The organism is Actinomycetospora aurantiaca (genome assembly GCF_037401875.1).
Taxonomy (GTDB): domain Bacteria; phylum Actinomycetota; class Actinomycetes; order Mycobacteriales; family Pseudonocardiaceae; genus Actinomycetospora; species Actinomycetospora aurantiaca.
Window position 1 is genome coordinate 385,836 of the sequence record NZ_JBBEGN010000002.1, and the last position, 22,513, is coordinate 408,348.

Genomic DNA, 22,513 nt, shown 5'->3' on the forward strand with positions numbered 1-22,513 from the left:
ACGAAGCTCAGAACAGCATGACGTCGGCGGCCTCGAGGTCGAGCAGGGTCCGCTTGGTCCCCAGCCCGCCCGCGTAGCCGGTCAGCGAGCCGTCCGCGCCGACCACCCGGTGGCACGGCACCACGATCGCCACGGGGTTCCGTGCCATCGCGCCGCCCACCCGCCGGGAGTCCGACAGCGGCAGCCCGACCTTCGTCGCGAGCGCGCCGTACGTGATCGTCGAGCCCCACCCGACGTCGTCGAGCCCGGCCAGCACCCGGCGGTGCGCCCCGGAGGTCCCCGAGAGGTCGACCGGCACGGTGAACTCCCGCAGCCCGCCGTCCAGGTAGGCGTCGATCTCTTGGCGGGCCAGGTCCAGCACCGCCTCGTCGTCGGGACCGTCGGTCTCCGGCTCGGTGAACCCGACCAGGCTCAGCCCGGCTCCCGACGCCGCCAGGTACAGCGGCCCGATCCGTGTCTCGTGCACCACGCTCATACCCGTTCGAACACCGTCCCGACGGCGGGTGTTGCGCGTCAGGCGGGCAGGCGGGCGACCACGCCCTCGGCCACCGTGACCACCTGGGCGCAGCTGACCTCGGCCGGCGCCGGGCGCTCCACGGTCACGCGCACCATCTGCCGCTGCCGGTACTCGGGCGGGCCGACCGGGCCACGGTCGAGGTAGAGCTGGCAGCCGGGGGAGAACTGGCCGGGGTAGGAGGTCACGACGGCGGGCGTGGTCCCGACCGTGGTGGACCGCCCGGCCGGGATCGGGGCGTAGTCGTCGATGACGACGAAGTCGGTCCACGCCACGGCGCGCCCGGGCAGCGGCTCCCCGACCAGGCAGCGCCACCCGCCGAAGCCGGGGTAGCGCGGCGGGTCGACGACGCCGAGCAGCGGCGCCGGGTCGCCCAGCGCGGCGCACGCGTCGGCGGCCACCAGCGACCGGTCGGCGAACCAGCCGGGGGTGTAGGTGATGCCGCGCGCCGCGAGCGTGGCCACGCCGGCGCGCATCGCCCGCTCCGCGCCCTCGCAGTCGGCGACCCACCGCGAGCCGGCCTGGCCGCGCCCGGAGAACACCACGAGGGTGCCGTCGACGAGGCGCACGACCCGACGGCAGACGTCGTCGGACGGCGTCGGGCTGAGCACGCTCGCGGCGCCGAGCTGCCGCACGGGTTCGCCGGAGGTGTACGTCGTGGCGGCCTCGGAGTCGTAGACCGCCTCGAGGGCCTGCAGGCGGTCGTCGGCGGCGCGGCCCTGGATGCGGCAGGAGCCGACGGAGTCCCCGGACAATGCCACCGGGTACCAGGAGGCGCCGAACGACCGCGGGTCGAGCAGGTCGCACGGGTTCGCCGCCCGCGGGTCGCCGGTGAGCGTGAGCGGGCCGAGCGGGACCTCCGGCAGCGGCGCCGCCGGCGGGCGCCCGGGGGGAGCCGGGGCCGCCGTCGAGCAGGCCCCGAGCAGCAGGGTCACGACGACGACGGCCACCGCCGCCCAACGACGCATGCCGGACATCCCACCGCACGTCGACGGGCCGCGGAAAGGGGTGCTCAGCCGCGGGCGGCGACCGGCTCGCGGCGCGCGAAGGCGGGAGCGCGCTCCGGCCGGAACCCGACGCCGATCAGGTAGGCGGGCAGGATCGTCGCCGGCGGCACGGCCGCCATGAGCCGGCGCACCGCGGCGGGCGGTCCGGTGCGGCGCCCCTCGAGCACCGGGCTCAGGATCGCCCGGTGCATCAGGCGCTGCAGCGTCTGGACGAGCACCGTGGGCAGCATCCGCCGCCGTCGCACCGCGGCCAGCTCGTCGGGCCGGACGTGACCGCGCAGCAGCGGCGCGGCGAGCAGGGTCGCCGCGGCGACCGCGTCCTGGATCGCGAGGTTGATGCCGACGCCGCCGATGGGCGACATCGCGTGGGCCGCGTCGCCGAGGCAGAGCAGGCCGTCGACGTGCCAGCGGCGCAGCCGGTCGAGCTTGACCGACAGGAGCTTGACCTCGTCCAGCGAGGTGATCGTGTCCATCCGGTCGGCGAACTCCGGGATCAGCTCCGCGACGTCGGCCCGGAACGCCTCGAGCCCGCGCGCCCGCAGGGCGGCGTCCGAGCCGGGCGGCGTCATGTATGCGACCTGGTAGTAGTCCTCGCGCGGGATCAGCAGGCCGAAGCGGCGCTCGCCCATGCGGGGCGAGAGCGCGGTCAGGGTGTCGCCCGCGTGCCGCGGGAGCCGGAACCACCACACGTCCATGGGGCACGCGTACTCGGTGCTCGGCAGGTCGACGCCCGCCCGGGCCGTCGAGGTCCGGCCGTCCCCGGCGACGGTGAGGTCGGCCTCGATCTCGCCCTCGACGCCGTCGGCGGTGCGGTAGTGCACCCCTGTCACCCGGTCGCCGTCCCGCCGCAGCCCGGTCACCTCGGTGCTCATCCGCAGCGTGAACGTGGGCTCGCGCCCGGCCTCGTCCGCGAGCAGGTCGAGCAGGTCCCACTGCGGCACCATCGCGACGTAGGGGTGGCGCACGCCCAGGGCGGCCAGTCGCGTGAAGTCTCCGACGCGCAGCATCTCCCCGCTGCCGACCGCCGTCGCGGGCTCCACCGGCCGCACGGGGAAGGCCACCTCCTCGACCCGGCTCTGGGGCAGCGCGGCGAAGCGCTCGCCGAGCCCCAGGTCGTCGAGGAGGTCCAGCGTCGTCGGGTGGACCGTGTCGCCGCGGAAGTCGCGGAGGAAGTCCGCGTGCTTCTCCAGCACCGTGACCTCAACCCCGGCCCGGGCCAGCAGCAGCCCGAGCATCATGCCGGCCGGGCCGCCCCCGACCACACAGCACGTCGTGCGCTCCATCGCGCCCGCCCCCTAACTCACTGATCGATGAATTCCTCTCGGGGTCACGGTACGACCGGGCCGCGCAGAATTCAACGGCCAATGAGTTCGGCTAGGGTGACGCCATGGCGAAGCGGGCGGCCGGGCGGCGCCCCGGCGACTCCGGCACCCGCGAGGCGATCCTCGGCGCGGCCCGGGAACGGTTCGCCGAGCAGGGGTTCCGGGAGACGACGATGCGCTCGGTCGCGACGGCCGCCGACGTGGATCCCGCCCTCGTGCACCACTACTTCGGCACCAAGGAGGGGTTGTTCGCGAGCGCGATGGCGTTCCCGTTCAACCCGGCCGACGTGGTGGCGCGGATGCTCGAGCAGGGCGTGGACGGCCTCGGCGAGCGCCTCGTGCGGACCCTGCTCGTCACCTTCGCCCGGCTCGGGCCGGCCAACCCGATGATCGCCCTGCTGCGCTCGGCCGTCGGTCACCCGCCGGCTGCGCAGATGCTCCGGGAGTTCCTGACGGGAGCCGTGCTCGACCCGGTGGCGACCGCGATCGAGGTCGACCGCCCACGGCTGCGGGCCGAGCTCTGCGCGTCCCAGGTGGTCGGGATCCTGGTGGCGCGCGAGGTCGTCGAGCTGCCGGAACTGCGGGCGGCGGACACGGCCACGCTGGTGGCCGCCTACGGGCCGACCCTGCAGCGCTACCTCACCGCGGACCTCTGACCCCGCGGCATCCTCACGTGCGCGGTGCGGGGAGCCGGGGCACGGACTCCCGGGCGAGCTGGACGGCCAGGTCGCAGGCACGGTTCGTGCCGACCTCGGGGAGCTCGACGACGATGCGCACCACCTCCCACTGCTTCGGGCCCGGGCGCACGTAGTAGTTCGTGATGTTCCACGGGACGAGGACCTGGCAGGCGGTCCCGAACTGGCCGGGGTAGCGCGAGAGCTGGCCCTCGAGCCCCGGGCGGACCTCCGGTCGCTGGTCGGGCGGCGTGGGGAACGGCGGCAGGGTGTCCATGGCCACGAAGTCCAGCCAGGCCACCGGTTGACCGTAGGACGGGGTCCCGACGAAGCAGTGCCGGTCGGCGAACCCGACGTAGCGCGGCGGGTCGGTGAGGCCGAGTCGGGCGGCCGGGTCGCCCAGCGCGGCACAGGCGTCGGCGCGTTCGAGCACCGACTCCGGCTGGTGGCTGGGGCCGTGGGTGACGCCGGCGTCCTCCAGCCGCACGAGCCCGAACCGCATGGCCCGCTCGGCCACCTGGCAGTCCGCGACCGGCGGCGGTCCGCCCTCCGCGCCGATGCGGGCCTGCTCGGAGATGGTCCGTCCCGAGAAGATCACGTAGGTCCCGTCGACGAGCCGGACGGCCCGGCGGCACACGTCGTCCGCGGGCTGCGGGCGCAGGATCGTCGCGGTCCCCGCCGGTTCGGGCGGCTCGGTGGAGGTGATCGTCATCGAGCGCTCGGTGGCGAAGGACGCCTCGACGCTCTGCGGGCGGTAGGGCTCCGCCTGGCCGATCAGACGGCAGGAGCCGACGGCGTCACCGACGCCCGGGTAGGGCGACGGCGGGATAACCCCGGTGAACAGCTGCGGGTCCAGCAGCGCGCACGCGTCCGCCGTCCGCGGATCGCCCGTCATCGCCACCGGTCCGAGGTCGGGCAGCGGTGGTGGCTCCGCGCTTCCGGAACACGCGGTGCCGAACAGGACGACGAGGGCGATCAGGACGACGGGCGCGAGGCGGCTCATGCCCGTAGTGGTAGCAGAGCGTGACGACGAGCGGCGAGCAAGCCACTCGTTCGGCTCAGTGCTGGTCAGCCTCCGGCGAACGGCGGCAGGACGTCGAGGACCGCGCCGTCGGCGAGGACCTCGTCCCGAGAGTGCACGGCCGTGCCGTCGAGCAGGAACGACGACGCCGCCAGCACCTTCACCAGGGCCTCGCCGTGGTCGGCGGCGACGGCCTCGACGAGGGCGGCGATCGTGGTGCCCACGGGCACCGTCATCGGTTCCGTGCTGCGTCCGGCCGCGGCCTTGGCCCCGGCGAAGTAGCGGACGGTCACCGTGACGGTGCGGGTGCCGAGGGAGCTCGTCATCATCCTCCGATCGCGCTCATGGGACGGTCGGGCTGCAGGAACCCGGGGTCGTCGATCCCGTGGCCGGGCTTCTTGCCCCACATCGCGACGCGCCACGCCGCCGCGATCTCGGCGTCGGTGCCGCCGCCGCGCAGGAGCCCGCGCAGGTCGTTCTCGCTGCGAGCGAACAGGCAGGTGCGGACCTGGCCGTCCGCGGTGAGGCGGGTGCGGTCGCAGGTCCCGCAGAACGGGCGGGTGACCGACGCGATCACCCCCACGCGGGCGGGTCCGCCCCCGGGGCGCTCCCAGCCGTCGACGAGGAACCGCTCCGCCGGCGCGCCGCCCCGCTCGGCCGGGTCGGGGCGCAGGTCGAACCGCGTGCGCAGCGAGGCCAGGATCTGCTCGGCGGTGATCATGCGCTCGCGCTGCCAGGAGTGGCCGGCGTCCAGCGGCATCTGCTCGATGATCCGCAGCTCGAAGCCCTCGGCGAGGGCCCAGGCGAGCAGGTCGGGCGCCTCGTCGTCGTTCAGGCCGGGCATCAGCACGGTGTTGATCTTGATGGGGCCGAGGCCCGCGTCACGGGCGGCGGCGAGCCCGTCGAGCACGTCGCCCAGCCGGTCGCGGCGGGTGATCTCGGCGAAGCGCTCCGGGCGCAGCGTGTCCAGCGAGACGTTCACGCGGTCGAGCCCGGCGGCCGCGAGCCCGCGGGCCCGCCGGGTCAGCCCGAGACCGTTCGTGGTCACGGACATGTCGGGCCGCGGGGCGAGCGCGGCCGTGGCGGCGACGATGTCCTCCAGGCCCTTGCGCAGCAGCGGCTCGCCGCCGGTGAAGCGGATCTCCTGGACGCCGAGGTGCTCGACGGCGACCCGCACCAGCCGGACGACCTCGTCGTCGGTCAGGGCCTGTTCGGTCGGCATCCACTCCAGGCCCTCGGCGGGCATGCAGTAGGTGCAGCGCAGGTTGCAGCGGTCGGTCAGCGACACGCGCAGATCCGTGGCGATCCGGCCGTAGCGGTCGGTGAGCCGGGGGTCGTCGGGACGGTCCGTGGTGGTGTCCGGCGGCCCCGGGACGGACGGGACGCCGAGGTCGAGGATGGTCATCGCCCGCCACGATAACCGCGTCGCGCGGGTGTGGGTGAGCAGCATCTCCGCAGGTGGGAGTGGTGATCCGCAGATGCGGACGCAGGTGATCGCCGGTCCTCGCACCTGCGGCGCGAGTGCGGCGGAACTCTGCGATCGGGCAGGTGGCCGACGCCCGTCACCGTGGCGGGCTCTCGCCCACACGGGTGACACGCCGAACGGTGTCCGCCTCCACGGACGGGCGAGGTGCGGTCACTAGCGTGACGGGAGTGGCCGTCGTCGGGACCCCGTCGCCCCCGGCCCGACGCCCACGCCGGCGCGGCCGGGCCGTCGTGGCCACCCTCGTGCTGCTCGCCGTGGTCGTCGTGGTGGGCGGGTTGGCCCTGGGCGCGGACGCCCCGCCGCGGGTGGAGACCGTCCCGGTCGGGCGTGGCAGCGTCGTCGCCGAGGCGCACACCGGCGGCACCGTCGTCAGCCGCACCGCTGCCGCCGCCGGCTTCGCGGTGGACGGGGTGGTGGCGACCGTCGAGGTCTCCGACGGCGCCGTGGTCAGCACCGGTGACGTGCTCGCGACGCTCGACGACCGCGCCGCACGCCCCCGGATGGAGGCCGCCGCGGCCGCGGTGACCGCCGACGAGCAGGCCCGGGACGCGGCGGCCGCCGCGCCCGTGCCCGATCCGGTGGCCCTCGCCCGGCTGGACGCGACGCTCTCCGCGGACCGGGCGGCCCTGGCCGAGGCCCGGCGCGTCGTCGACGCCGGGGTGCTGCGCGCGCCCCAGGACGGCACCGTCACCGCCGTGCGGGTGCAGGCCGGGACCCGGGTGACCGCCGGGTCGCCGCCCGCCGTCGAGATCGCGGATCTCGCCGCGCTCGCGGTGCGGGTGGGGCTCGAACCGGCGCAGGTCGCCTCGGTCCTCACCGGACGGACCGCCTTCGTGACGCCGGGTGCGGGCACCCCGGGCGCCGACCCCGCGGCGACCGCCCGGCGGCGCGGCGAGGTCGTGGCGGTCGCGCCCGCGCCCGGTCCCGACGGGCGCTACGCGGTGTCGATCGCGGCGCCGCTCCCGGACTCGGCGCGGATCGGGCTGCCCGTCGACGTCGACGTGGTGCTGGCCCGGCGGGACGGGGTCCTGGTGCTGCCACCCGAGGCGGTGCGGCCGGGACCGGCGCCGGGCACGGCGACGGTCGTGGTCCAGCGCGGTCAGGGACCGGCCGGGGCCGTCGCCACGACGGTCGGCGTCGGGCTCGTCGGCGACGGCGGGGTGGAGGTGCTCGACGGGCTCGACGAGGGCGACGTCGTGGTGCTCGGCGCCGGTCCGGCCCCCGCCACGGCCTCGTAGGTCTCGCCGAGCCGGGCCACCCCGAGGTCGGCGGTGGCGGTCCCGGAGTTCCCGCTGTCGCGGTACAGGCCGACCTTCCAGTAGCTGCGCCGCCCCTCGTACAGCGTGCCGCCCGGCGGACGGAACCCGGCCAGGCGCTGCGTGCCGTCGAGCCAGACGTCGACGCGGCCCTTCGCGGGGTCCGAGGAGAAGACGATCCCGACGACGATGTCCGCCGGCCGGCCGGTGACCGCGGGCGCGATGTCGGTGGCGAACAGCTCCGACCCTCCCGGACGGCCGAACCCGCCCCCGAGCCGGAACTCGCCGTCCTCGATGCGCAGCTCCAGCGGTGGGGAGCCGGTGCCGTCGTTCTTCCACTGGGTGGCGAGCTGGAAGCCGCCGGGATCGGTCGGGAACGACGGGGGCAGCGTGTAGGTCAGGCGGAAGAAGCGGGTGTCGCCCTCGTCGAACTCGTCGACGTCGGGCTCGACCTCCGCGCGCTCCGAGCCGCTGGGGACGGTGAACCGGATCGTCTTCGCCGGGCCGTCGACGACCTCCACCTCGGCGTCGTCGGTGATGTTCCACGGCGTGTCCTTGAACCCGCCGAGGCCCTTCGTGGCGATCGCGCCGTCCCAGATCAGGCCGGTGGCCGAGCCCGGTGTGGGCGGGGCCGCCGCGAACCGCTGCGCCTCGGGACGGGGGCGGTCCGTCGGGATGGTGAGCGGCTGCACGCACACCGAGGGCACCGGCAGCGGGACCGGCAGGGCGGTCGGCAGCGGCAAACACGACGGCTCGTCCGGACGGGTCGTGGTGGTGGTCGTCGTGGCCGATGTGGTGGTCGAGGACGTGCTGGAGGAGCCGGAGCTCGACGGCGGCGGGTCCGCCGGCGACGCGACCGCGGTGAGCCAGGCGCCGCGGGCGGCCGGGACGGCGGAGCCGTCGGCGGCGCCGCGGAGCACCAGCCGGACCTGGACCTCCGAGGTGGGGTCGGCGAAGCGCGCGGGAGCGCGGTCGCGGACGGCCTGCCACGGTCCCCACCGGCCGTCGCGGTCGAGGCCGCGGGCCTCGAGGTCGACCTCGGTGCCGGACGGCCGGTCGGCGGTGACGGTGCCGGCGAGCTCGCGGGCCGGGCGCAGGAGGCGGCGGGGCGCGACCGTGAGCACACCCTCGGGCCGGCTGCCGGAGCCCGGGAGCGGCCGGACCGCGCCGTCGGCGAGCACCACCCCGGTGTCGTCGCCGCCCTCGATCGCGAGCTCCGCGGCCCAGCTCTCGCCGGGCTCGGTGGTCACGATCGACGGTGCCGCCAGGGCGGTCCCGGCCGTGACCGCGCCGGAGAGCAGCAGGCCGGCGGCGCACACCAGGCACCGCCGACGGCGGTCAGCACGCGGGGACATCGGGCACCTCCAGGGCCTCGGCGGGGACGTAGCGGTCGGCCGCGAGCCGCACCCAGCGCCCGCCGTCGGGAGCCGCGGGGAGACGGAGCGCAGCGGAGCTCGACCATTCGGACCGGGCGAGGGCCTGCGTGGCGGGCCCGGTCGTGGCGCACTCGACCGGGAGGCGGGAGCGCGGGGCGACGGTGCCGACGTCGGGGGCGTCCGGCCGGGGGGCGGCGCGGACGGTCAGGACGTCCTCGCCGGCGGTGCCCGTGGGGCCGGTGCCGGTCCAGAGGTAGGCCACGTCGACCCACGCGTTGTCCTCGAGGCGGAGGTCGCGGCGGAAGGTGCCGTCGGCGAGGTCGATGCCCGCCGGGTTCGCGACCCGGCGGCCGAGACCGTCGCGGCCGTCGGCGTAGCCGTCCCGCGCGGCCTGCGCCTGCGGGAGGCCGCGGGGGAGGTCGCGGAAGGACTCGCGCTCGGCGTTCCAGTGGTCGTCGCGGACGTTCCAGGGCCCGACGTCCCAGGCCGGCGCCCACGTGCAGCGACCGTTGTCCGCGCAGACCCGGACCGTGTAGTCGCCGGTCCCCTCGGGCGCCAGGCCGCGGCGGGAGGGCAGGGCGACGAAGCGGTCGTCGTCGACGATGCGGTGGCCGTTGGCGGTGGTGTTGCCGACGAGGCCGATGCGCGTCGCGAACACGCGCGCACCGAACGGGGCGGCGGGTGTGGTGCGAGCCAGCCGTCGGGGGGTCGGGGTCGCGTCCGCCGTGAGCCAGAGTCGTCGCAGGGAGGGTCCCTGCCCGCCGTCGCCGGCGACGAGGGTCACGCGGACCTGGACCTGCAGGGTCGGGGCCGGGAGCTGCGCGGGGCCCTCCCGACCGGTCGGGAACCACTCCGACCACGACCCGTCGTCGCGCAGGCCGCGCACCGCGACCAGCACCTGCGAGCTGCCCGGCGCGTCCGCCGTGACCGCGGCCGACACCCGGTCGGCGACCGCCCCGAGTCGGCGCGGCGCGAGCAGCAGCGTGCCCTCGGCGGGGGCAGGACCCGACGTGGTCGCGCGCGGGCCGGTGTCCGCGAGGGCGATCGCGTCCTCGCCGGCCACGACGTCCACGTCGTCCCCATCGGCCACGGCCAGCTCGGCGCCCCAGGTCTCGCCGGTGGGCACCCCCTGCGCCGGGGCGGGGACGAGGGGAAGGGCCAGGAGTACCGAGGCCACCGCCACGACCACCGCGACCCGCTTCGCACCACGCACGACGATCATGAGAACGAGGCGGTGCGTTGTGTGCAATACGTGCACGGCGTGACGCACGTGAGTGATGACCGAGCGGGTGAATTACACCGATGTCGTGATCGTCGGTGCGGCAACCGGCCGGTTCACGCGTCGCCCGGTAGAGGTACTGCGACGACACGATCGTGTGAAGGAGCCGCGCGATGGGGGGCACCTGCGTGGTGCACGACGAGCGGGAGCAGGCGCGCCACCGGCTCGAACTGCTGCTGCGGGCCTCGGGGGAGGCCGAGGTCGTCGTGGCCGCCGACCTGGACGACGTCCTCGCGCGCGCTGCGGCCGGTACGGCCGACGTCGTCGTGCTCGGGGTCGGTCGGGGAGCCGCGGCCGGGCAGGCGGTCACCGACGTGCGGTCGGCCGCGCCCGCCGTCCCGGTCCTGGTCGCGGGGCCGTCGGACGCCCCGGCCGTGGTCGCGGACGCGCTGGCGGCCGGAGCCGTCGGCTACCTGCGCTGGGACGCGCCGCGGGCGATGACGCGCACGCTCGCGGCGGTCGCGGCCGGCACCGCCCCCGCCCGGGACCTGCTGACCCCCGCCGACGAGGGCGTCCTGGTGGACCTCCCGGCCCAGCGGTCGCTGGACCTCTCGGTCCGGGAGGTCCAGGTCCTCATCGGCGTGAGCCGCGGACTGACCAACGCCGACATCGGCCGACGGCTCTACCTGTCCGCGGCCACGGTGAAGTCGCACGCGGCGCGGCTGTTCCGCAAGCTCGGCGCGACCGACCGCGCGGAGGCGGTCGGCCGGGCCTGGGCGCTGGGGGTGTTCAGGCTCGGGCCTTGATCTCCACCCGGGCCACCGAGCGCAGGTGGACCTCGTCCGGGCCGTCGGCCAGGCGCAGCGCGCGCGCCCACGCGTAGGCCGAGGCCAGCGGGAAGTCGTCGGACACGCCGCCGCCGCCGTGCACCTGGATCGCGCGGTCGATCACGCCGCACGCCATCCGCGGGCAGACCACCTTGATCGCCGCGATCTCGCTCGCCGCGCCCCGCGACCCGACCTTGTCGATGAGGTCCGCGGCCTTCTGCACGTAGAGCCGCGCCTGGTCGATCTCGATCCGGCTCTCGGCGATCTGCTGCTGGACCACGCCCTGGTCGGCCAGCGGCTTGCCGAACGCGACCCGCTCGTTGGCCCGGCGCACCATCGCGTCGAGGGCGCGCTCGGCCATCCCGATCAGGCGCATGCAGTGGTGGATGCGGCCGGGGCCGAGGCGGGCCTGGGAGATGGCGAACCCGCCGCCCTCCTCGCCGAGCAGGTTCGACACCGGCACCCGCACGTCGTGGAACTCGATCTCGCAGTGCCCGTGCTGGTCCTGGTAGCCGAACACCGGCAGGGCGCGGGTGATGTGCACGCCCGGCGTGTCGCGCGGGACCAGCACCATCGACTGCTGGCGGTGCTTGGCCGCCTCCGGGTCCGTCTTGCCCATGACGATGAAGATCGCGCAGCGGCTGTCGGCGGCGCCGGAGCACCACCACTTCTTGCCGTTGACGACGTACTCCGCGTCATCCCCACTGCCCTCGCGGCGGATCTCGGTGGTGATGTTCGTGGCGTCCGAGGACGCGACCGCCGGCTCGGTCATCGCGAACGCCGAGCGGATCTCGCCCGCGAGCAGCGGGGCCAGCCAGTCCTGCTTCTGGTCGGCGGTGCCGAACAGGTGCAGCGTCTCCATGTTGCCGGTGTCCGGGGCCTGGCAGTTGATCGCCTCGGGGGCGATCACCGGCGACCAGCCGGTCACCTCGGCCACCGCGGCGTACTCGAGGTTGGTCAGCCCCGACTCCGAGGGCAGGAACAGGTTCCACAGCCCGCGGTCGCGGGCCTCGGCCTTGAGGGTCTCGACGACGGGCGGGAGCTCGTGCTCGGCGGGCGTGCCCCGGCGCTCGTCGCGGAACGCGTCGTACTCGGCCTCGGCCGGGAGGATCGACTCCTCGAGGAAGGCGCGCATCCGCTTCGTGTAGTCGGCCGCCGCGGCACTGGGTGCGAAGTCCACGATCCGACTCTCCCACCGCCGGACCCCGATCGCGAGAGTGGTGATCGCCTGCTCACGGCGTGGTCCGGTGCGCGACTCGTGAGATGCACCCCGATCGGGTAAGCGCAGCCGTAGCTGCGGTCCTACACTGCCGCTCCGTGACGCACTTCCGGATCGCCGAGGCCGCCCGGCTGCTCGGTGTCAGCGACGACACCGTGCGCCGGTGGACCGACAGCGGGTCCCTCCCGGTCGACACCGACTCCAGCGGCCGCAAGGTCATCGCCGGAGCCGACCTGGCGTCCTTCGCGCGGGCCTCGGCCCACGCCACCCCCGACCCCTCGGGGGTCGGGCGCTCGGCCCGGAACCGCTTCGTCGGGCTCGTGACCGACATCCAGAGCGACAAGGTCATGTCGCAGGTGGAGATCCAGTGCGGGCCGCACCGGGTCGTGTCGCTCATGAGCACCGAGGCCGTGCACGAGCTGTCCCTCGAGGTCGGCTCGCTCGCGGTGGCCGTCGTGAAGGCCACCCACATCATCGTCGAGACCCCTGGAGGGACCGCGTGAGCACCCGATTCCGTTCCGCGCTCATGGCCGGCGCCGCTGCCGTGCTCGGGCTGGCCCTGACGGCGTGCGGGGGATCCGATGCGGGGTCCGGGCAGCAGGCCGGTGGTCAGGCCGGGGCGCCGGCCCGCACCCTCACGGTGTCCGCGGCCGCGTCGCTCACCAGCGTCTACCAGCAGCTCGGCACCGAGTTCCAGAACGCGAACCCGGGCACCACCGTGACGTTCAACTTCGGCGGCTCGGACTCGCTGGCCCAGCAGGTCGTGCAGGGCGCTCCGGCCGACGTCCTCGCCACGGCGAGCTCGCGGACGATGCAGACCGCGGTGCAGGCCGGGAAGATCCAGGGCGAGCCGGTGGTCTACGCGACGAACTCGCTGCAGATCGCGGTCGCGCCGAACAACCCCAAGCAGATCACCGACCTCGCCGCCATGGCACGGCCCGGCGTCATCTCCGTGGTGTGCGCGCCCGCGGTGCCGTGCGGTGCCGCCGCCGAGGCGGCCGAGAAGGCCGCCGGCGTCACCCTGACCCCGGCCAGCGAGGAACAGGACGTCAAGGGCGTGCTCAACCGCGTCCAGACCGGCAACGCGGACGCGGGCCTCGTCTACGTCACGGACGTGCGTTCCGCGCAGGGCAAGGTGCAGGGCGTCGACTTCCCGCAGGCGAGCGCCCAGGGAGCCGTGCAGTCCTACCCGATCGGCGTGGTGACCGGCTCGCAGAACGCCGACCTCGCGCAGAACTGGGTGAACTTCGTCCGCGGCCCGGAGGGCACCGCGGCGTTGCAGCAGGCGGGCTTCGTCACGAAGTGACCGGTCCGGGGCGAGCGGAGCGACGGGGATGACCGCGGTCCCGCGCCTCCTGTGGGCGCCGGCGGCCCTGGGGTGGCTCCTGGTCGCGATCCCCGTGGCGGGGCTCGTCGTCCGGGTGGACTGGCCGAACTTCCTCGGCCTCGTCACGACGCCGTCGGCGCTCGCGGCCCTGCGCCTCTCGCTGGAGACCGGGCTCGCGACGATGGTGCTCTGCCTCGTCCTGGGCGGGCCGCTCGCGGTGGTGCTGGCGCGGTCGTCCCTGCCCGGGCTGCCGTTCATCCGCTCGGTCGTGCTGCTGCCGCTGGTGCTCCCACCCGTCGTCGGGGGCCTCACGTTGCTGTTCCTGTTCGGCCGGACCGGTCCGGTCGGCGGCTGGCTCGACCGCGAGTTCGGGGTGACGATCCCGTTCTCGACGCCGGCCGTCGTGCTGGCCCAGACCTTCGTCGCGATGCCGTTCCTCGTGGTGTCGCTCGAAGGGGCGCTGCGCACGGCGGGGGAGCGCTACGAGGCGGTGGCCGCGACGCTCGGCGCCTCGCCGATCACGACGCTGTGGCGGGTGACGGTGCCCGTCGTGCTCCCGGGTCTGATGTCGGGCAGCGTGCTGGCCTTCGCCCGCGCGCTCGGCGAGTTCGGCGCGACGATCACGTTCGCCGGCTCGCTCGAGGGCACCACGCGGACCCTGCCGCTCTACATCTACCTGGAGTCCGAGAGCGATCTCGACGGCGCCGTCGCGATGTCGCTGGTGCTGGTCGTCGTCGCCATCCTGGTGATCGTCGTGAGCCGCACGCGGGATCTGCGGTGAGCCGGCTCGAGGCGGACGTCGGGGTGCGGCGCGGGTCGTTCGTCCTCGACGTGGCGGTCACGGTGGAGCCGGGGGAGGTCGTCGCGGTCCTGGGGTCCAACGGGGCCGGGAAGTCCACGCTGCTGGGCGCGCTGGCCGGCCTGTACCCGCCCGACCGGGGGTCGGTGGTGCTCGGCGGGCGGGCGTTGGACGGGGTGCCGGTGCACCGGCGGCGGGTCGGCCTGCTGAGCCAGCAGGCACTGCTCTTCCCGCACCTGAGCGCGCGCGACAACGTCGCCTTCGGACCACGGTCGTCCGGCGCCGGACGACGGGCGGCGCGCGAGACCGCCGACCGGTGGCTCGCGATGGTCGACGCGACCGCGCTCGCCGACCGCCGGCCGTCCGAGCTCTCCGGCGGGCAGGCGCAGCGGATCGCGATCGCGCGGGCGCTGGCGTGCGAGCCGGACCTGCTCCTGCTCGACGAGCCGTTCGCGGCGCTCGACGTCGACGTGACTCCCGCCGTGCGCTCCCTGCTGCGCCGGGTGGTCCGGGTCGCCGGGGTGACCACGCTGATGGTCACCCACGACGTGCTCGACGCCGTCGTGCTGGCCGATCGCCTCGTCGTCCTCGACACGGGCCGGGTCGTCGAGTCGGGCCCCACCGCCGAGGTCCTGCGTCGGCCCCGCTCCGCGTTCGCCGCCCGCATCGCCGGGCTCGACCTCGTGCCGGGCCGCTCGTGCAGCGAGGGCCTGCGGACCGCCGAGGGCAGGGTGATCGGCGGGACGCACCCGGAGCCGGTCGACGACGGCGAGCCCGCGGTGGCGCTCTTCGCCCCGGCCTCCGTCGCGGTGTTCGCCGACCCGCCCAAGGGCTCGCCGCGGACGGTGCTGCCGGTGCGCCTGGCCGCGATGGAACCCCACGGCGAGCTGGTGCGGCTGCGGGCCGGGGTCCCCGACGGCGGGCCGGACTGGGTCGACGGCCTCGCCGCCGACGTCACCCCGGCGGCCGTCGCCGAGCTCGGCGTCGAACCCGGCGACGACGTCTGGTTCGCGGTGAAGGCGGCCGAGGTCGAGGTACACCCGGCCGGGCGGTAGGTGACCCCACCCCGATCGGCACCAACGGGCCGTTCGTCACCTTCTTGCGTGACGAACGACCCGTTCGTTCCGTTCCGGCCGGGCCCGCGGCTCAGAGCTGCCGCACGAACAGCACGACGAACCCGACGGCGAGGACCAGCAGGAGGACGGCGACGGGTACCGACCACACCCGACGTCGGGAACCCGCGAGGTGCTCGACGACCGCCGCGTGCAGCCGGGCGAGGCACCACCACATCGCCAGCGCGGCGACCAGCACCCCGACCCACACCAGGGCGTGGACGGTCCAGGCGCCGGCGAGCGTCGGGCCGCCCCAGGCGTCGTCGTAGGGACCGGGGACGACGAACCCGTAGAGCGGTCCGCGCAGGAAGCCCAGGACGACGAGGAACGCGACGAACCAGGCCCAGAGGCCCAGGCCGACCCCGAGCACGGACGCCGCCACCGTGCGGCCGCGGACGAGGTCGGCGGCACTGCGGGGCAGGAGCAGCAGTGCGGTCACGACGACGATGCTGGTCGCCCCGGACCCGGTCCGCGACCCTCCGTCGTCGGGACGGGGACCGACGTTCGTCGGATCCTAGGCGTCCGACGGGCCGCCGAACAGCGGCTCGTCGACCGAGCGGATCTCCTGGCCGGGCAGCCCGCCCGGGTGCTCGCGGCGCACGCGGTCGAGGGCGGCGAGCGCGATCCCGAGGTGCTGGCGCTTGGAGGTCTCGTAGAACGACTGGGCGTCCACGGACAGCTTCGGCGAGCCGTGCAGTGGCTTGTCCGAGACGCAGAGCAGCGTCGCGTTCGGGACGCGGTAGCGGAAACCGTTCGCCGCGATCGTCGCCGACTCCATGTCGACGGCGACGCTGCGACTGGCCTGCATCGCCGCCAGCGTCAGTTTCTGGTTGAGCTCCCAGTTGCGGTTGTCCGTGGTGTGCACCGTGCCGATCCGGTACTCCGCGCCCGCGTCCTCCAGGGCCTCGAGCAGGAACGTGTTGAGCCGGTGGTTCGGGATCACCGGGACGTTCAGCGGCAGCACCTCGTCGAGCACGTGGTCGAAGCGCTGGTAGCCGGTCGCGAGGACGAAGTCGCCCTTCTGCTGGTGGTTCCGCAGGCCGCCGCAGTGCCCGATCATGATCATCGTGTCCGGGCGCAGGACGGACACGTGGTCGGTCGCGGTCTTCGCGTTCGCGGGGCCGACCCCGATGTTGACCAACGAGACGCCGTCGCCCTCGGGGCGGGTGTGGTGGTAGGCGGGCATCTGGACGTCGTGGTCCGGCCGGATCGCGTCCGGCCAGCGCTCCAGGAACGCCTCGACGTGCATCGCGTAGTTGGTGAACAGCACGTGCCGCTGGAAGGCCTCGGCGGAGGTGCCGGTGTAGTGGCCCAGCCGGTCGACGGAGAGCTGCATGCGCTCCGGGCCGAACAGGAACAGCTTCTTCGAGCGGGCGTCGACGCGGTCCTCGTCGAGGGCGTCGAAGAACGCCGGATCGTCGAAGGCGAGCGCGGGCCGCGCCGGGCGCACCGTGATGCGCGCGCCGGCCCGCAGCAGCGCCGCGAGCTCGCGGCAGAGATAGCGCCGGATCGCGGTGGTGCGGGAGAACTCGCCGGTCAGCCGCGGGTTCACCGACGACCACGGGCGCACGACCTCGATCGTCGAGTACCAGCCGTCGTCGTCGATCGCCGCGAGCGTGTCCACCAGGTGGGTCACGGCCCCGTCGTACTCGTCCAGGGTCGCGCCGTCGGCGCTCGCCGTCGTCTGCGGGTGGGTGGCGGTCACGGTCGCCGATGGTCCCAGCGGGTTCCCGACGGCGGGCGGTGAGGGTTCCCGCGATCGGGTGCGGGGTGCGATCGTGAGGCGGACCACGATCGAACCCGTCATGGAGGTCACCCCCGGTGAGCGCCCCCGCCGTCCCCACCGTGCCGTCGTACGCGTCCGGCATCTCCGACGAGCCCCTGCTCGGCGACACCATCGGCGACAACCTGGACCGCACGGCCGCCCGCGTCCCCGACGGCGAGGCGCTGGTCGATCGCGCGCAGGGGCTGCGCTACACGTGGGCGGAGTTCGTCGCCGAGGTCGACTCCCTGGCGCTGGGGCTGCTGGACCTCGGGATCGCGATCGGCGACCGGGTCGGCATCTGGGCGCCGAACTGCGCGCAGTGGACGCTGCTGCAGTACGCGACGGCCAAGGTCGGCGCGATCCTGGTCAACATCAACCCGGCGTACCGGACCCACGAGCTGGAGTTCGTGCTGAACCAGTCCGGGGTGCGGATGCTGGTGGCCGCGCGGTCGTTCAAGACCTCGCAGTACGCCGAGATGATCGAGACGGTCCGCCCGAACTGCGCCGGGCTGGAGACGGTGGTCATCACCGACTCGCCCGAGTGGACCGCGCTGTTCGTCTCCGGTGACGTCGAGCGGGTGCGGGCGCGGCAGGCGGAGCTCTCGGCCGACGACCCGATCAACATCCAGTACACGTCGGGGACCACGGGCTTCCCGAAGGGCGCGACGCTCTCGCACCACAACATCCTCAACAACGGCTACTTCGTCGGCCGGCTGTGCGGCTACACCGAGGTCGACCGTGTCTGCATCCCGGTGCCCTTCTACCACTGCTTCGGCATGGTGATGGGCAACCTCGCGTGCACCAGCTCGGGCGCGACGATGGTGATCCCGGCGCCGGGCTTCGACCCGAAGCTGACCCTCGAGGCGGCGGCCGAGGAGAAGTGCACCTCCCTCTACGGCGTCCCGACGATGTTCATCGCCGAGCTCGCGCTGCCCGACGCCGACTCCTACGACCTCTCCGCCCTGCGCACCGGGATCATGGCCGGCTCGCCGTGCCCGGTGGAGGTGATGAAGCAGGTCGTGGAGCGCTTCGGGATGACCGAGGTGACCATCTGCTACGGCATGACCGAGACCTCCCCGGTGTCCACCCAGACCCGCGCGGACGACTCCCTGGATCGCCGCGTGTCCACCGTCGGCCGGGTCGGGCCGCACCTCGAGTCGAAGATCGTCGACCCGGAGACCGGGCTGACGGTGCCGCGCGGGACACCGGGCGAGCTGTGCACCCGGGGCTACTCGGTGATGCTGGGCTACTGGGAGCAGCCGGAGAAGACCGCCGAGGTGATCGACCGCGCCCGGTGGATGCACACCGGCGACCTCGGGGTGATGGACGACGAGGGCTACATCAACATCACCGGCCGGATCAAGGACATGGTGATCCGCGGCGGCGAGAACGTGTACCCCCGCGAGATCGAGGAGTTCCTCTACACCCACCCCGACATCCTCGACGCGCAGGTGATCGGCGTCCCCGACGAGCGCTACGGCGAGGAGCTCATGGCGTGGGTGCGCCTGCGCGACGGGGTCTCCGAGCTGACCGTCGAGGCCGTCCGTGAGTTCGCCACCGGCAAGCTCGCCCACTACAAGATCCCGCGCTACGTGCACGTGGTCGACGAGTTCCCGATGACCGTCACCGGCAAGGTCCGCAAGGTCGAGATGCGGGAGACCTCCGTCAAGCTGCTCGGCCTGCGGAACGTGAGCCCGACGGCGTAGCTTGCGACCGGCCCGTACTGAGCGAAGGGCCCCATCGGTCGGGTAGATCGAGCGATGGGGCCCTTCGCTCATTCGCGCGCCGGTTGGCGGTGGGCGCCCACGGCCCGTCCATCCGACCGAAGGGGCCCTTCGCTCAGGACGACGGAGGCAGCAGCGTCACCCCGTGCGCGGCGGTGTGCTCGGCGAGGGCGGCGGGGTCCGGCGGGCCGTCCGCGGTGAGCCGGCTCATCCCGCGCAGGAAGTCGATCTGCCCACGGCCGGTCACGGTGACCACCATGCGGGCGTCCTCGCCGGAGTCGTTGCGGTAGCAGTGCGCGGTGCCGGCAGGGACGAACGCCGGTCCGTCGCTCACGGACCGCTCCTGCTCGCCCACGAGGACCGTGACGGTGCCGTCGACGACGTGGAAGAGCTTGTCCGCGGCGATCGTGTGGCGGGGTGATCGGGCCCCGGGTCCGAGGCGGAGCTCGAACTGCTCCCAGGCGCCGTGCGTCTCGTCGGCGGTGGCGAGGACGACGGCGCGGGCGCCCATGAGAGGAAAGGTCTCGGACATCGTGTACTCCGTGTGATTCGTGGTGTGTCGCTGACCTCTCGAACGTAGTAAGAACGAGGTCGGGGAGCCCATCCCCAGTCTCAGGGGGGACGCACCGTGACGACCTTCGATCCCGCGGCGGGCCACGTGGCCGTCCGCGACCACGCGGCGGCGGCCCTGTCGCGGATCGTCGGCCACGACCTCGCGGTGTGGGCCACGGTCGACCCGGCGACCGTCATGACGACCTCCTGCCGGCTCTACGGCGCCGACCGCGACCCGGTCTTCGAGGGCGAGGTGCTGGCGTCCGAGTTCGCGGACGACCGGGAGGTCCTGCGCTACACCGACCTCGCCGACGGGGCGCTGGTCGGCACGGTCCACGACGCCACCGGCGGCGACCCCGCCCGCAGCCGGCGGCACCGCGAGGTCCTCGCGCCGCGGGGCTTCACCGATCACCTCCGGCTGGTGCTGCACGACGGGCGCACCGCGTGGGGTGTGGTGGACCTCCTGCGCGCCGGCGGGGTCTTCACCGGCGACGAGGTGGCCGCAGCCTCCCGGCTCGGGCGTCCCGCGGCCCTGGCCCTGCGCGTCGCGATGACCCGGGCCCGCGCGCAGGGTGACGACGACGCGGTGGTCGCCGCGCACGACGTCGAGGGGTCGGGACTGGTGCTGTGCGGCCCCGACGGCACGGTCTCGGAGGTGAGCCCGGAGGCCCGCGTCCTGCTGGAGGGGGCCGAGCTTCCGGCCGCGGTGACCGCCCTGCTCGCGGCGCGCCGGGGAGCCGGTCGCGCGGGCCCGGTCTCGGCCCCGACGCCGTCGGGCCGCTGGCTGACCTTCGCCCCGACCGACCTCGGGACGATGACGGCGGTCGTCGTCGACCCGATCCGGCCGTCCCGGCTCGCGGACGTCGTCGCGCGGGCCCGCGGCCTGTCCGCCCGCGAGCAGGACGTGCTGGGCGAACTCGCCCGGGGACGCTCGAACAAGCAGATCGCCCGACGGCTGGCGCTCTCCGAGTGGACGGTGCAGGACCACGTGAAGGCCGTGCTCGCGAAGTTCGGCGCGTCCGGCCGCGGGGAGCTGCAGGCCGCGTTGTTCTCCGGGCACTACGCCCCGCTGCACGGCTGACCCGGACCCGCCGTCGGGAAGGCGAAGATCTCGTTCCGCCGCGCGAAGTGGGGCGGGGACCGATCGGTCCGCGCTCCGGCTCGGGATCTTGGTGACCCGTGTTGAGCGAAGGGCCCCATGGGTCGGGTAGATCGAGCGATGGGGCCCTTCGCTCGCTCGTGCGCCGATTGGCGGTGGGCGCCCACGGCCCGTCTACCCGACCGGAGGGCCCCGTCGCTCGGAACGACGGGCCGCTCCTGATCTCCGGCGACCCGATCACCCGTGCGGGATACGATGGTGTGACGCGCTCCGGCACGCTGCCGGGGCGCGTTCTCGTCGACGAGAGAACGGGTGAGCGCGGTGCCGACCGGCAAGGTCAAGTGGTACGACGCCGAGAAGGGGTTCGGGTTCCTCTCCCAGGAGGAGGGGGCCGACGTCTACGTCCCCAAGGGGTCGTTGCCGCGTGAGGTGGAGGCCCTGAAGTCGGGGCAGCGCGTGGAGTTCGGGATCGCCGAGGGGCGCCGCGGGCCCCAGGCCCTGCAGGTCCGCCTGGTCGACCCGCTGCCCAGCGTGGCCGAGGCCAAGCGCCGTTCGCCCGACGAGCTGCACGGGCTCATCGACGACATGATCAAGCTGCTCGAGGCGAAGGTGCAGCCCGACCTCCGGCGCGGCCGCTACCCCGACCGCCGGAACACGAAGCGGCTCGCCGAGGTCGTGCGCGCGGTCGCTCGGGAGCTCGAGGGCTGACCGGGTCGGAGCCGCCTCAGTGCGTCCGTTCGTGGTGCCGACGGGCCTTGAGGCGGTTCCCGCAGGTCCGCATGGAGCACCACCGGGCGTTGCCCGGTCGGCTGCGGTCGAGCAGGTAGAGCCGACACTCGTCGTTCGCGCACGGCCGCAGGCGTCCCGGCCACCGGTGCGCGGCGTCGCTCCACGCCAGGACGAGCCGCACGACCGGTGACGTGGTGTCCAGCCGCCACGTCACCGCGCCGTCGGCGACGGCGGGCGAGGCGGTGACCCCCGCGAGGTGCCGGTCCAGCACGTCCGCGGGCCGGGAACCCGACACCACGGCCTGCAGGTCCGCGCGCACGACCCGCAGCCGGTCGAGCTCGTCGGGTGCCCCGGACCCGCCGTGCTGCCGTGACCAGCCGGCCAGCACCGCGTCGTCGGCCCAGCGATCGGTCGCCGCGCCGTCGACGATCGGGGTGCTGTTCAGCGCCTCGAGCAGCGCGTCCTCCCCGATCTGCGCCCCGTCGGCCATCAGGTCGACGTCCACCGCCACCTCCTCACCACCAAAGCCTCCTTGACAGGTTAGCGCGGACGGGCTTGTCTGGAGCAACCGGCAAAACGTTCGATGGAGGTTAGGTCATGGTCGAGGTCCACCACCGGTACGCCACGGTCGACGGGCACCAGATCTTCTACCGGGAGTCCGGCCCGGTCGGCGCGCCCGCGCTCGTCCTGCTGCACGGCTACCCGACGAGCTCGCGGATGTTCCGCCACCTCGTCCCGGCCCTGGCCGACCGCTTCCACGTCGTCGCGCCCGACATGCTCGGGTTCGGACGCTCGGCCGCCCCCTCGGCCGACGGGTTCCGCTGGTCGTTCGACGCGCTGGCCGACGTCACCGCCGGGCTGCTCGACCAGCTCGGTCTGCGCCGCTACGCGATCTACGTGCAGGACTACGGCGCGCCCGTCGGCTGGCGGCTCGCCCTCCGCGACCCGGCTGCCGTCGAGGCCGTGATCAGCCAGAACGGCAACGCCTACGACGACGGGTTCGTCCCCGGATTCTGGGCCCCGGTGTGGGCCTACGCCGACGACCCGACGCCGGACCACGAGGCCGCCGTCCGCGCCGCCCTCGGCCTCGACGCCATCCGCTGGCAGTACCTGCACGGGGTCGCCGAGCCCGACCGCGTCGACCCGGACACGTGGACGCAAGACCACGCCGAGGTCTCCCGGCCCGGCCAGGAGCGAATCCAGCTGGCCCTGTTCCGCGACTACGCCACGAACCCGCCCCTGTACCCCGACCTGCACGCGTGGTTCCGGGCCACGCAGGTCCCCCTGCTCGCCGTGTGGGGCGCCGGCGACGACATCTTCGGTCCGGCCGGCGCCCGGGCGTTCGCGCGGGACCTCCCGGACGCCGAGATCCACCTGGTGCCCGGCGGTGGGCACTTCCTGCTGGAGAGCCACCTCGACACGGTGGTCGGGGACGTCCGCGGATTCCTCACCCGGGTCCACGACCGCCCGGCGGCGGCCTGACCC

General features: G+C 74.5%; 23 protein-coding genes. 10 read left to right on the top strand and 13 right to left on the bottom strand.

Annotated features, from left to right (window positions below; all coding sequences use genetic code 11):
• Positions 1–7: 7 nt before the first annotated feature.
• Genes WCD74_RS06440 through WCD74_RS06450 form a run of 3 tightly spaced genes read right to left on the bottom strand, consistent with a single transcriptional unit; the run spans position 8 to position 2,804 of the window.
• Positions 8–475, bottom strand: coding sequence for a methylated-DNA--[protein]-cysteine S-methyltransferase (locus WCD74_RS06440; protein WP_337694004.1), 468 nt, complete (start codon positions 473–475; stop codon positions 8–10).
• A 38-nt stretch (positions 476–513) separates the two neighbouring features.
• On the bottom strand, positions 514–1,482 hold the full coding sequence (locus WCD74_RS06445) for a hypothetical protein (protein ID WP_337694005.1): 969 nt from the start codon (positions 1,480–1,482) through the stop codon (positions 514–516).
• Between the two features lie 44 nt (positions 1,483–1,526).
• Positions 1,527–2,804, bottom strand: coding sequence for an FAD-dependent oxidoreductase (locus WCD74_RS06450; RefSeq protein ID WP_337694006.1), 1,278 nt, complete (start codon positions 2,802–2,804; stop codon positions 1,527–1,529).
• A 104-nt stretch (positions 2,805–2,908) separates the two neighbouring features.
• Between WCD74_RS06450 and WCD74_RS06455 the strand changes: the two genes are divergently transcribed.
• Positions 2,909–3,499 (top strand): TetR/AcrR family transcriptional regulator, encoded by a 591-nt coding sequence (locus tag WCD74_RS06455; protein WP_337694007.1) that lies wholly within the window; start codon positions 2,909–2,911, stop codon positions 3,497–3,499.
• A 13-nt stretch (positions 3,500–3,512) separates the two neighbouring features.
• On the opposite strand, the gene WCD74_RS06460 is transcribed toward WCD74_RS06455, so the two are convergent.
• The 5 genes from WCD74_RS06460 to WCD74_RS06485 all read right to left on the bottom strand — a co-directional run bounded on the left by WCD74_RS06460 (position 3,513) and on the right by WCD74_RS06485 (position 9,878).
• Complete coding sequence (locus tag WCD74_RS06460; RefSeq protein WP_337694008.1) at positions 3,513–4,520, bottom strand: hypothetical protein; 1,008 nt, start codon at positions 4,518–4,520, stop codon at positions 3,513–3,515.
• Between the two features lie 65 nt (positions 4,521–4,585).
• Positions 4,586–4,864: a MoaD/ThiS family protein gene (locus WCD74_RS06465; RefSeq protein WP_337694009.1), complete on the bottom strand. Its 279-nt coding sequence runs from the start codon at positions 4,862–4,864 to the stop codon at positions 4,586–4,588.
• The gene (moaA, locus tag WCD74_RS06470) at positions 4,864–5,943 is read right to left on the bottom strand and encodes a GTP 3',8-cyclase MoaA (protein ID WP_337694010.1); all 1,080 of its coding nucleotides are present in this window, start codon (positions 5,941–5,943) and stop codon (positions 4,864–4,866) included. Before moaA ends, WCD74_RS06465 begins: the two co-directional genes overlap by 1 nt.
• A gap of 1,180 nt (positions 5,944–7,123) precedes the next feature.
• Complete coding sequence (locus tag WCD74_RS06480; protein ID WP_507237333.1) at positions 7,124–8,635, bottom strand: heparin lyase I family protein; 1,512 nt, start codon at positions 8,633–8,635, stop codon at positions 7,124–7,126.
• Positions 8,619–9,878, bottom strand: a complete 1,260-nt coding sequence (locus WCD74_RS06485; protein ID WP_337694012.1) for a DUF8814 domain-containing protein — start codon at positions 9,876–9,878, stop codon at positions 8,619–8,621. The genes WCD74_RS06480 and WCD74_RS06485 overlap by 17 nt, the downstream gene beginning before the upstream one ends.
• A gap of 170 nt (positions 9,879–10,048) precedes the next feature.
• Here WCD74_RS06485 and WCD74_RS06490 point away from each other — a divergent pair, with 170 nt between their 5' ends.
• Positions 10,049–10,681, top strand: a complete 633-nt coding sequence (locus WCD74_RS06490; protein WP_337694013.1) for a LuxR family transcriptional regulator — start codon at positions 10,049–10,051, stop codon at positions 10,679–10,681.
• On the opposite strand, the gene WCD74_RS06495 is transcribed toward WCD74_RS06490, so the two are convergent.
• Positions 10,665–11,882: an acyl-CoA dehydrogenase family protein gene (locus WCD74_RS06495; protein WP_337694014.1), complete on the bottom strand. Its 1,218-nt coding sequence runs from the start codon at positions 11,880–11,882 to the stop codon at positions 10,665–10,667. The two genes, WCD74_RS06490 and WCD74_RS06495, sit on opposite strands and share 17 nt — an antisense overlap.
• 137 nt (positions 11,883–12,019) lie before the next feature.
• Between WCD74_RS06495 and WCD74_RS06500 the strand changes: the two genes are divergently transcribed.
• From WCD74_RS06500 to WCD74_RS06515, 4 genes are read left to right on the top strand one after another with little or no spacing between them, the layout of a single operon-like run.
• Positions 12,020–12,424, top strand: a complete 405-nt coding sequence (locus tag WCD74_RS06500; protein ID WP_337694015.1) for a TOBE domain-containing protein — start codon at positions 12,020–12,022, stop codon at positions 12,422–12,424.
• A 23-nt stretch (positions 12,425–12,447) separates the two neighbouring features.
• The gene (modA, locus tag WCD74_RS06505; protein ID WP_373696045.1) at positions 12,448–13,227 is read left to right on the top strand and encodes a molybdate ABC transporter substrate-binding protein; all 780 of its coding nucleotides are present in this window, start codon (positions 12,448–12,450) and stop codon (positions 13,225–13,227) included.
• A 28-nt stretch (positions 13,228–13,255) separates the two neighbouring features.
• Positions 13,256–14,029 carry an ABC transporter permease gene (locus WCD74_RS06510; protein WP_337694017.1) on the top strand — a complete coding sequence of 258 codons (774 nt, stop codon included), beginning with the start codon at positions 13,256–13,258 and terminating at the stop codon, positions 14,027–14,029.
• The gene (locus WCD74_RS06515) at positions 14,026–15,102 is read left to right on the top strand and encodes a sulfate/molybdate ABC transporter ATP-binding protein (RefSeq protein WP_337694018.1); all 1,077 of its coding nucleotides are present in this window, start codon (positions 14,026–14,028) and stop codon (positions 15,100–15,102) included. Before WCD74_RS06510 ends, WCD74_RS06515 begins: the two co-directional genes overlap by 4 nt.
• A 91-nt stretch (positions 15,103–15,193) precedes the next feature.
• Here the strand turns inward: WCD74_RS06515 and WCD74_RS06520 are convergent, their stop codons facing one another.
• Together WCD74_RS06520 and WCD74_RS06525 are read right to left on the bottom strand one after the other, a co-directional pair.
• A complete protein-coding gene (locus tag WCD74_RS06520) occupies positions 15,194–15,598 on the bottom strand; it encodes a hypothetical protein (RefSeq protein ID WP_337694019.1) in 405 nt (134 codons plus the stop codon).
• 75 nt (positions 15,599–15,673) lie between these two features.
• Entirely contained in the window at positions 15,674–16,864 is a 1,191-nt protein-coding gene (locus tag WCD74_RS06525) for a phosphorylase family protein (RefSeq protein ID WP_337694020.1), read from the bottom strand.
• 116 nt (positions 16,865–16,980) lie between these two features.
• Between WCD74_RS06525 and WCD74_RS06530 the strand changes: the two genes are divergently transcribed.
• Entirely contained in the window at positions 16,981–18,630 is a 1,650-nt protein-coding gene (locus WCD74_RS06530) for an AMP-binding protein (RefSeq protein ID WP_337694021.1), read from the top strand.
• Between the two features lie 133 nt (positions 18,631–18,763).
• Here the strand turns inward: WCD74_RS06530 and WCD74_RS06535 are convergent, their stop codons facing one another.
• Positions 18,764–19,180: a cupin domain-containing protein gene (locus tag WCD74_RS06535; RefSeq protein WP_337694022.1), complete on the bottom strand. Its 417-nt coding sequence runs from the start codon at positions 19,178–19,180 to the stop codon at positions 18,764–18,766.
• A gap of 96 nt (positions 19,181–19,276) precedes the next feature.
• Between WCD74_RS06535 and WCD74_RS06540 the strand changes: the two genes are divergently transcribed.
• Positions 19,277–20,281 carry a helix-turn-helix transcriptional regulator gene (locus tag WCD74_RS06540; protein WP_337694023.1) on the top strand — a complete coding sequence of 335 codons (1,005 nt, stop codon included), beginning with the start codon at positions 19,277–19,279 and terminating at the stop codon, positions 20,279–20,281.
• Between the two features lie 339 nt (positions 20,282–20,620).
• Positions 20,621–21,007: a cold-shock protein gene (locus WCD74_RS06545; protein ID WP_169182663.1), complete on the top strand. Its 387-nt coding sequence runs from the start codon at positions 20,621–20,623 to the stop codon at positions 21,005–21,007.
• Positions 21,008–21,023: 16 nt separating this feature from the next.
• Here the strand turns inward: WCD74_RS06545 and WCD74_RS06550 are convergent, their stop codons facing one another.
• On the bottom strand, positions 21,024–21,533 hold the full coding sequence (locus WCD74_RS06550) for a CGNR zinc finger domain-containing protein (RefSeq protein ID WP_337694024.1): 510 nt from the start codon (positions 21,531–21,533) through the stop codon (positions 21,024–21,026).
• 92 nt (positions 21,534–21,625) lie between these two features.
• On the opposite strand from WCD74_RS06550, the gene WCD74_RS06555 reads away from it, so the two are divergent.
• The gene (locus WCD74_RS06555; RefSeq protein ID WP_337694025.1) at positions 21,626–22,510 is read left to right on the top strand and encodes an alpha/beta fold hydrolase; all 885 of its coding nucleotides are present in this window, start codon (positions 21,626–21,628) and stop codon (positions 22,508–22,510) included.
• The last annotated feature ends 3 nt before the right edge of the window (positions 22,511–22,513 follow it).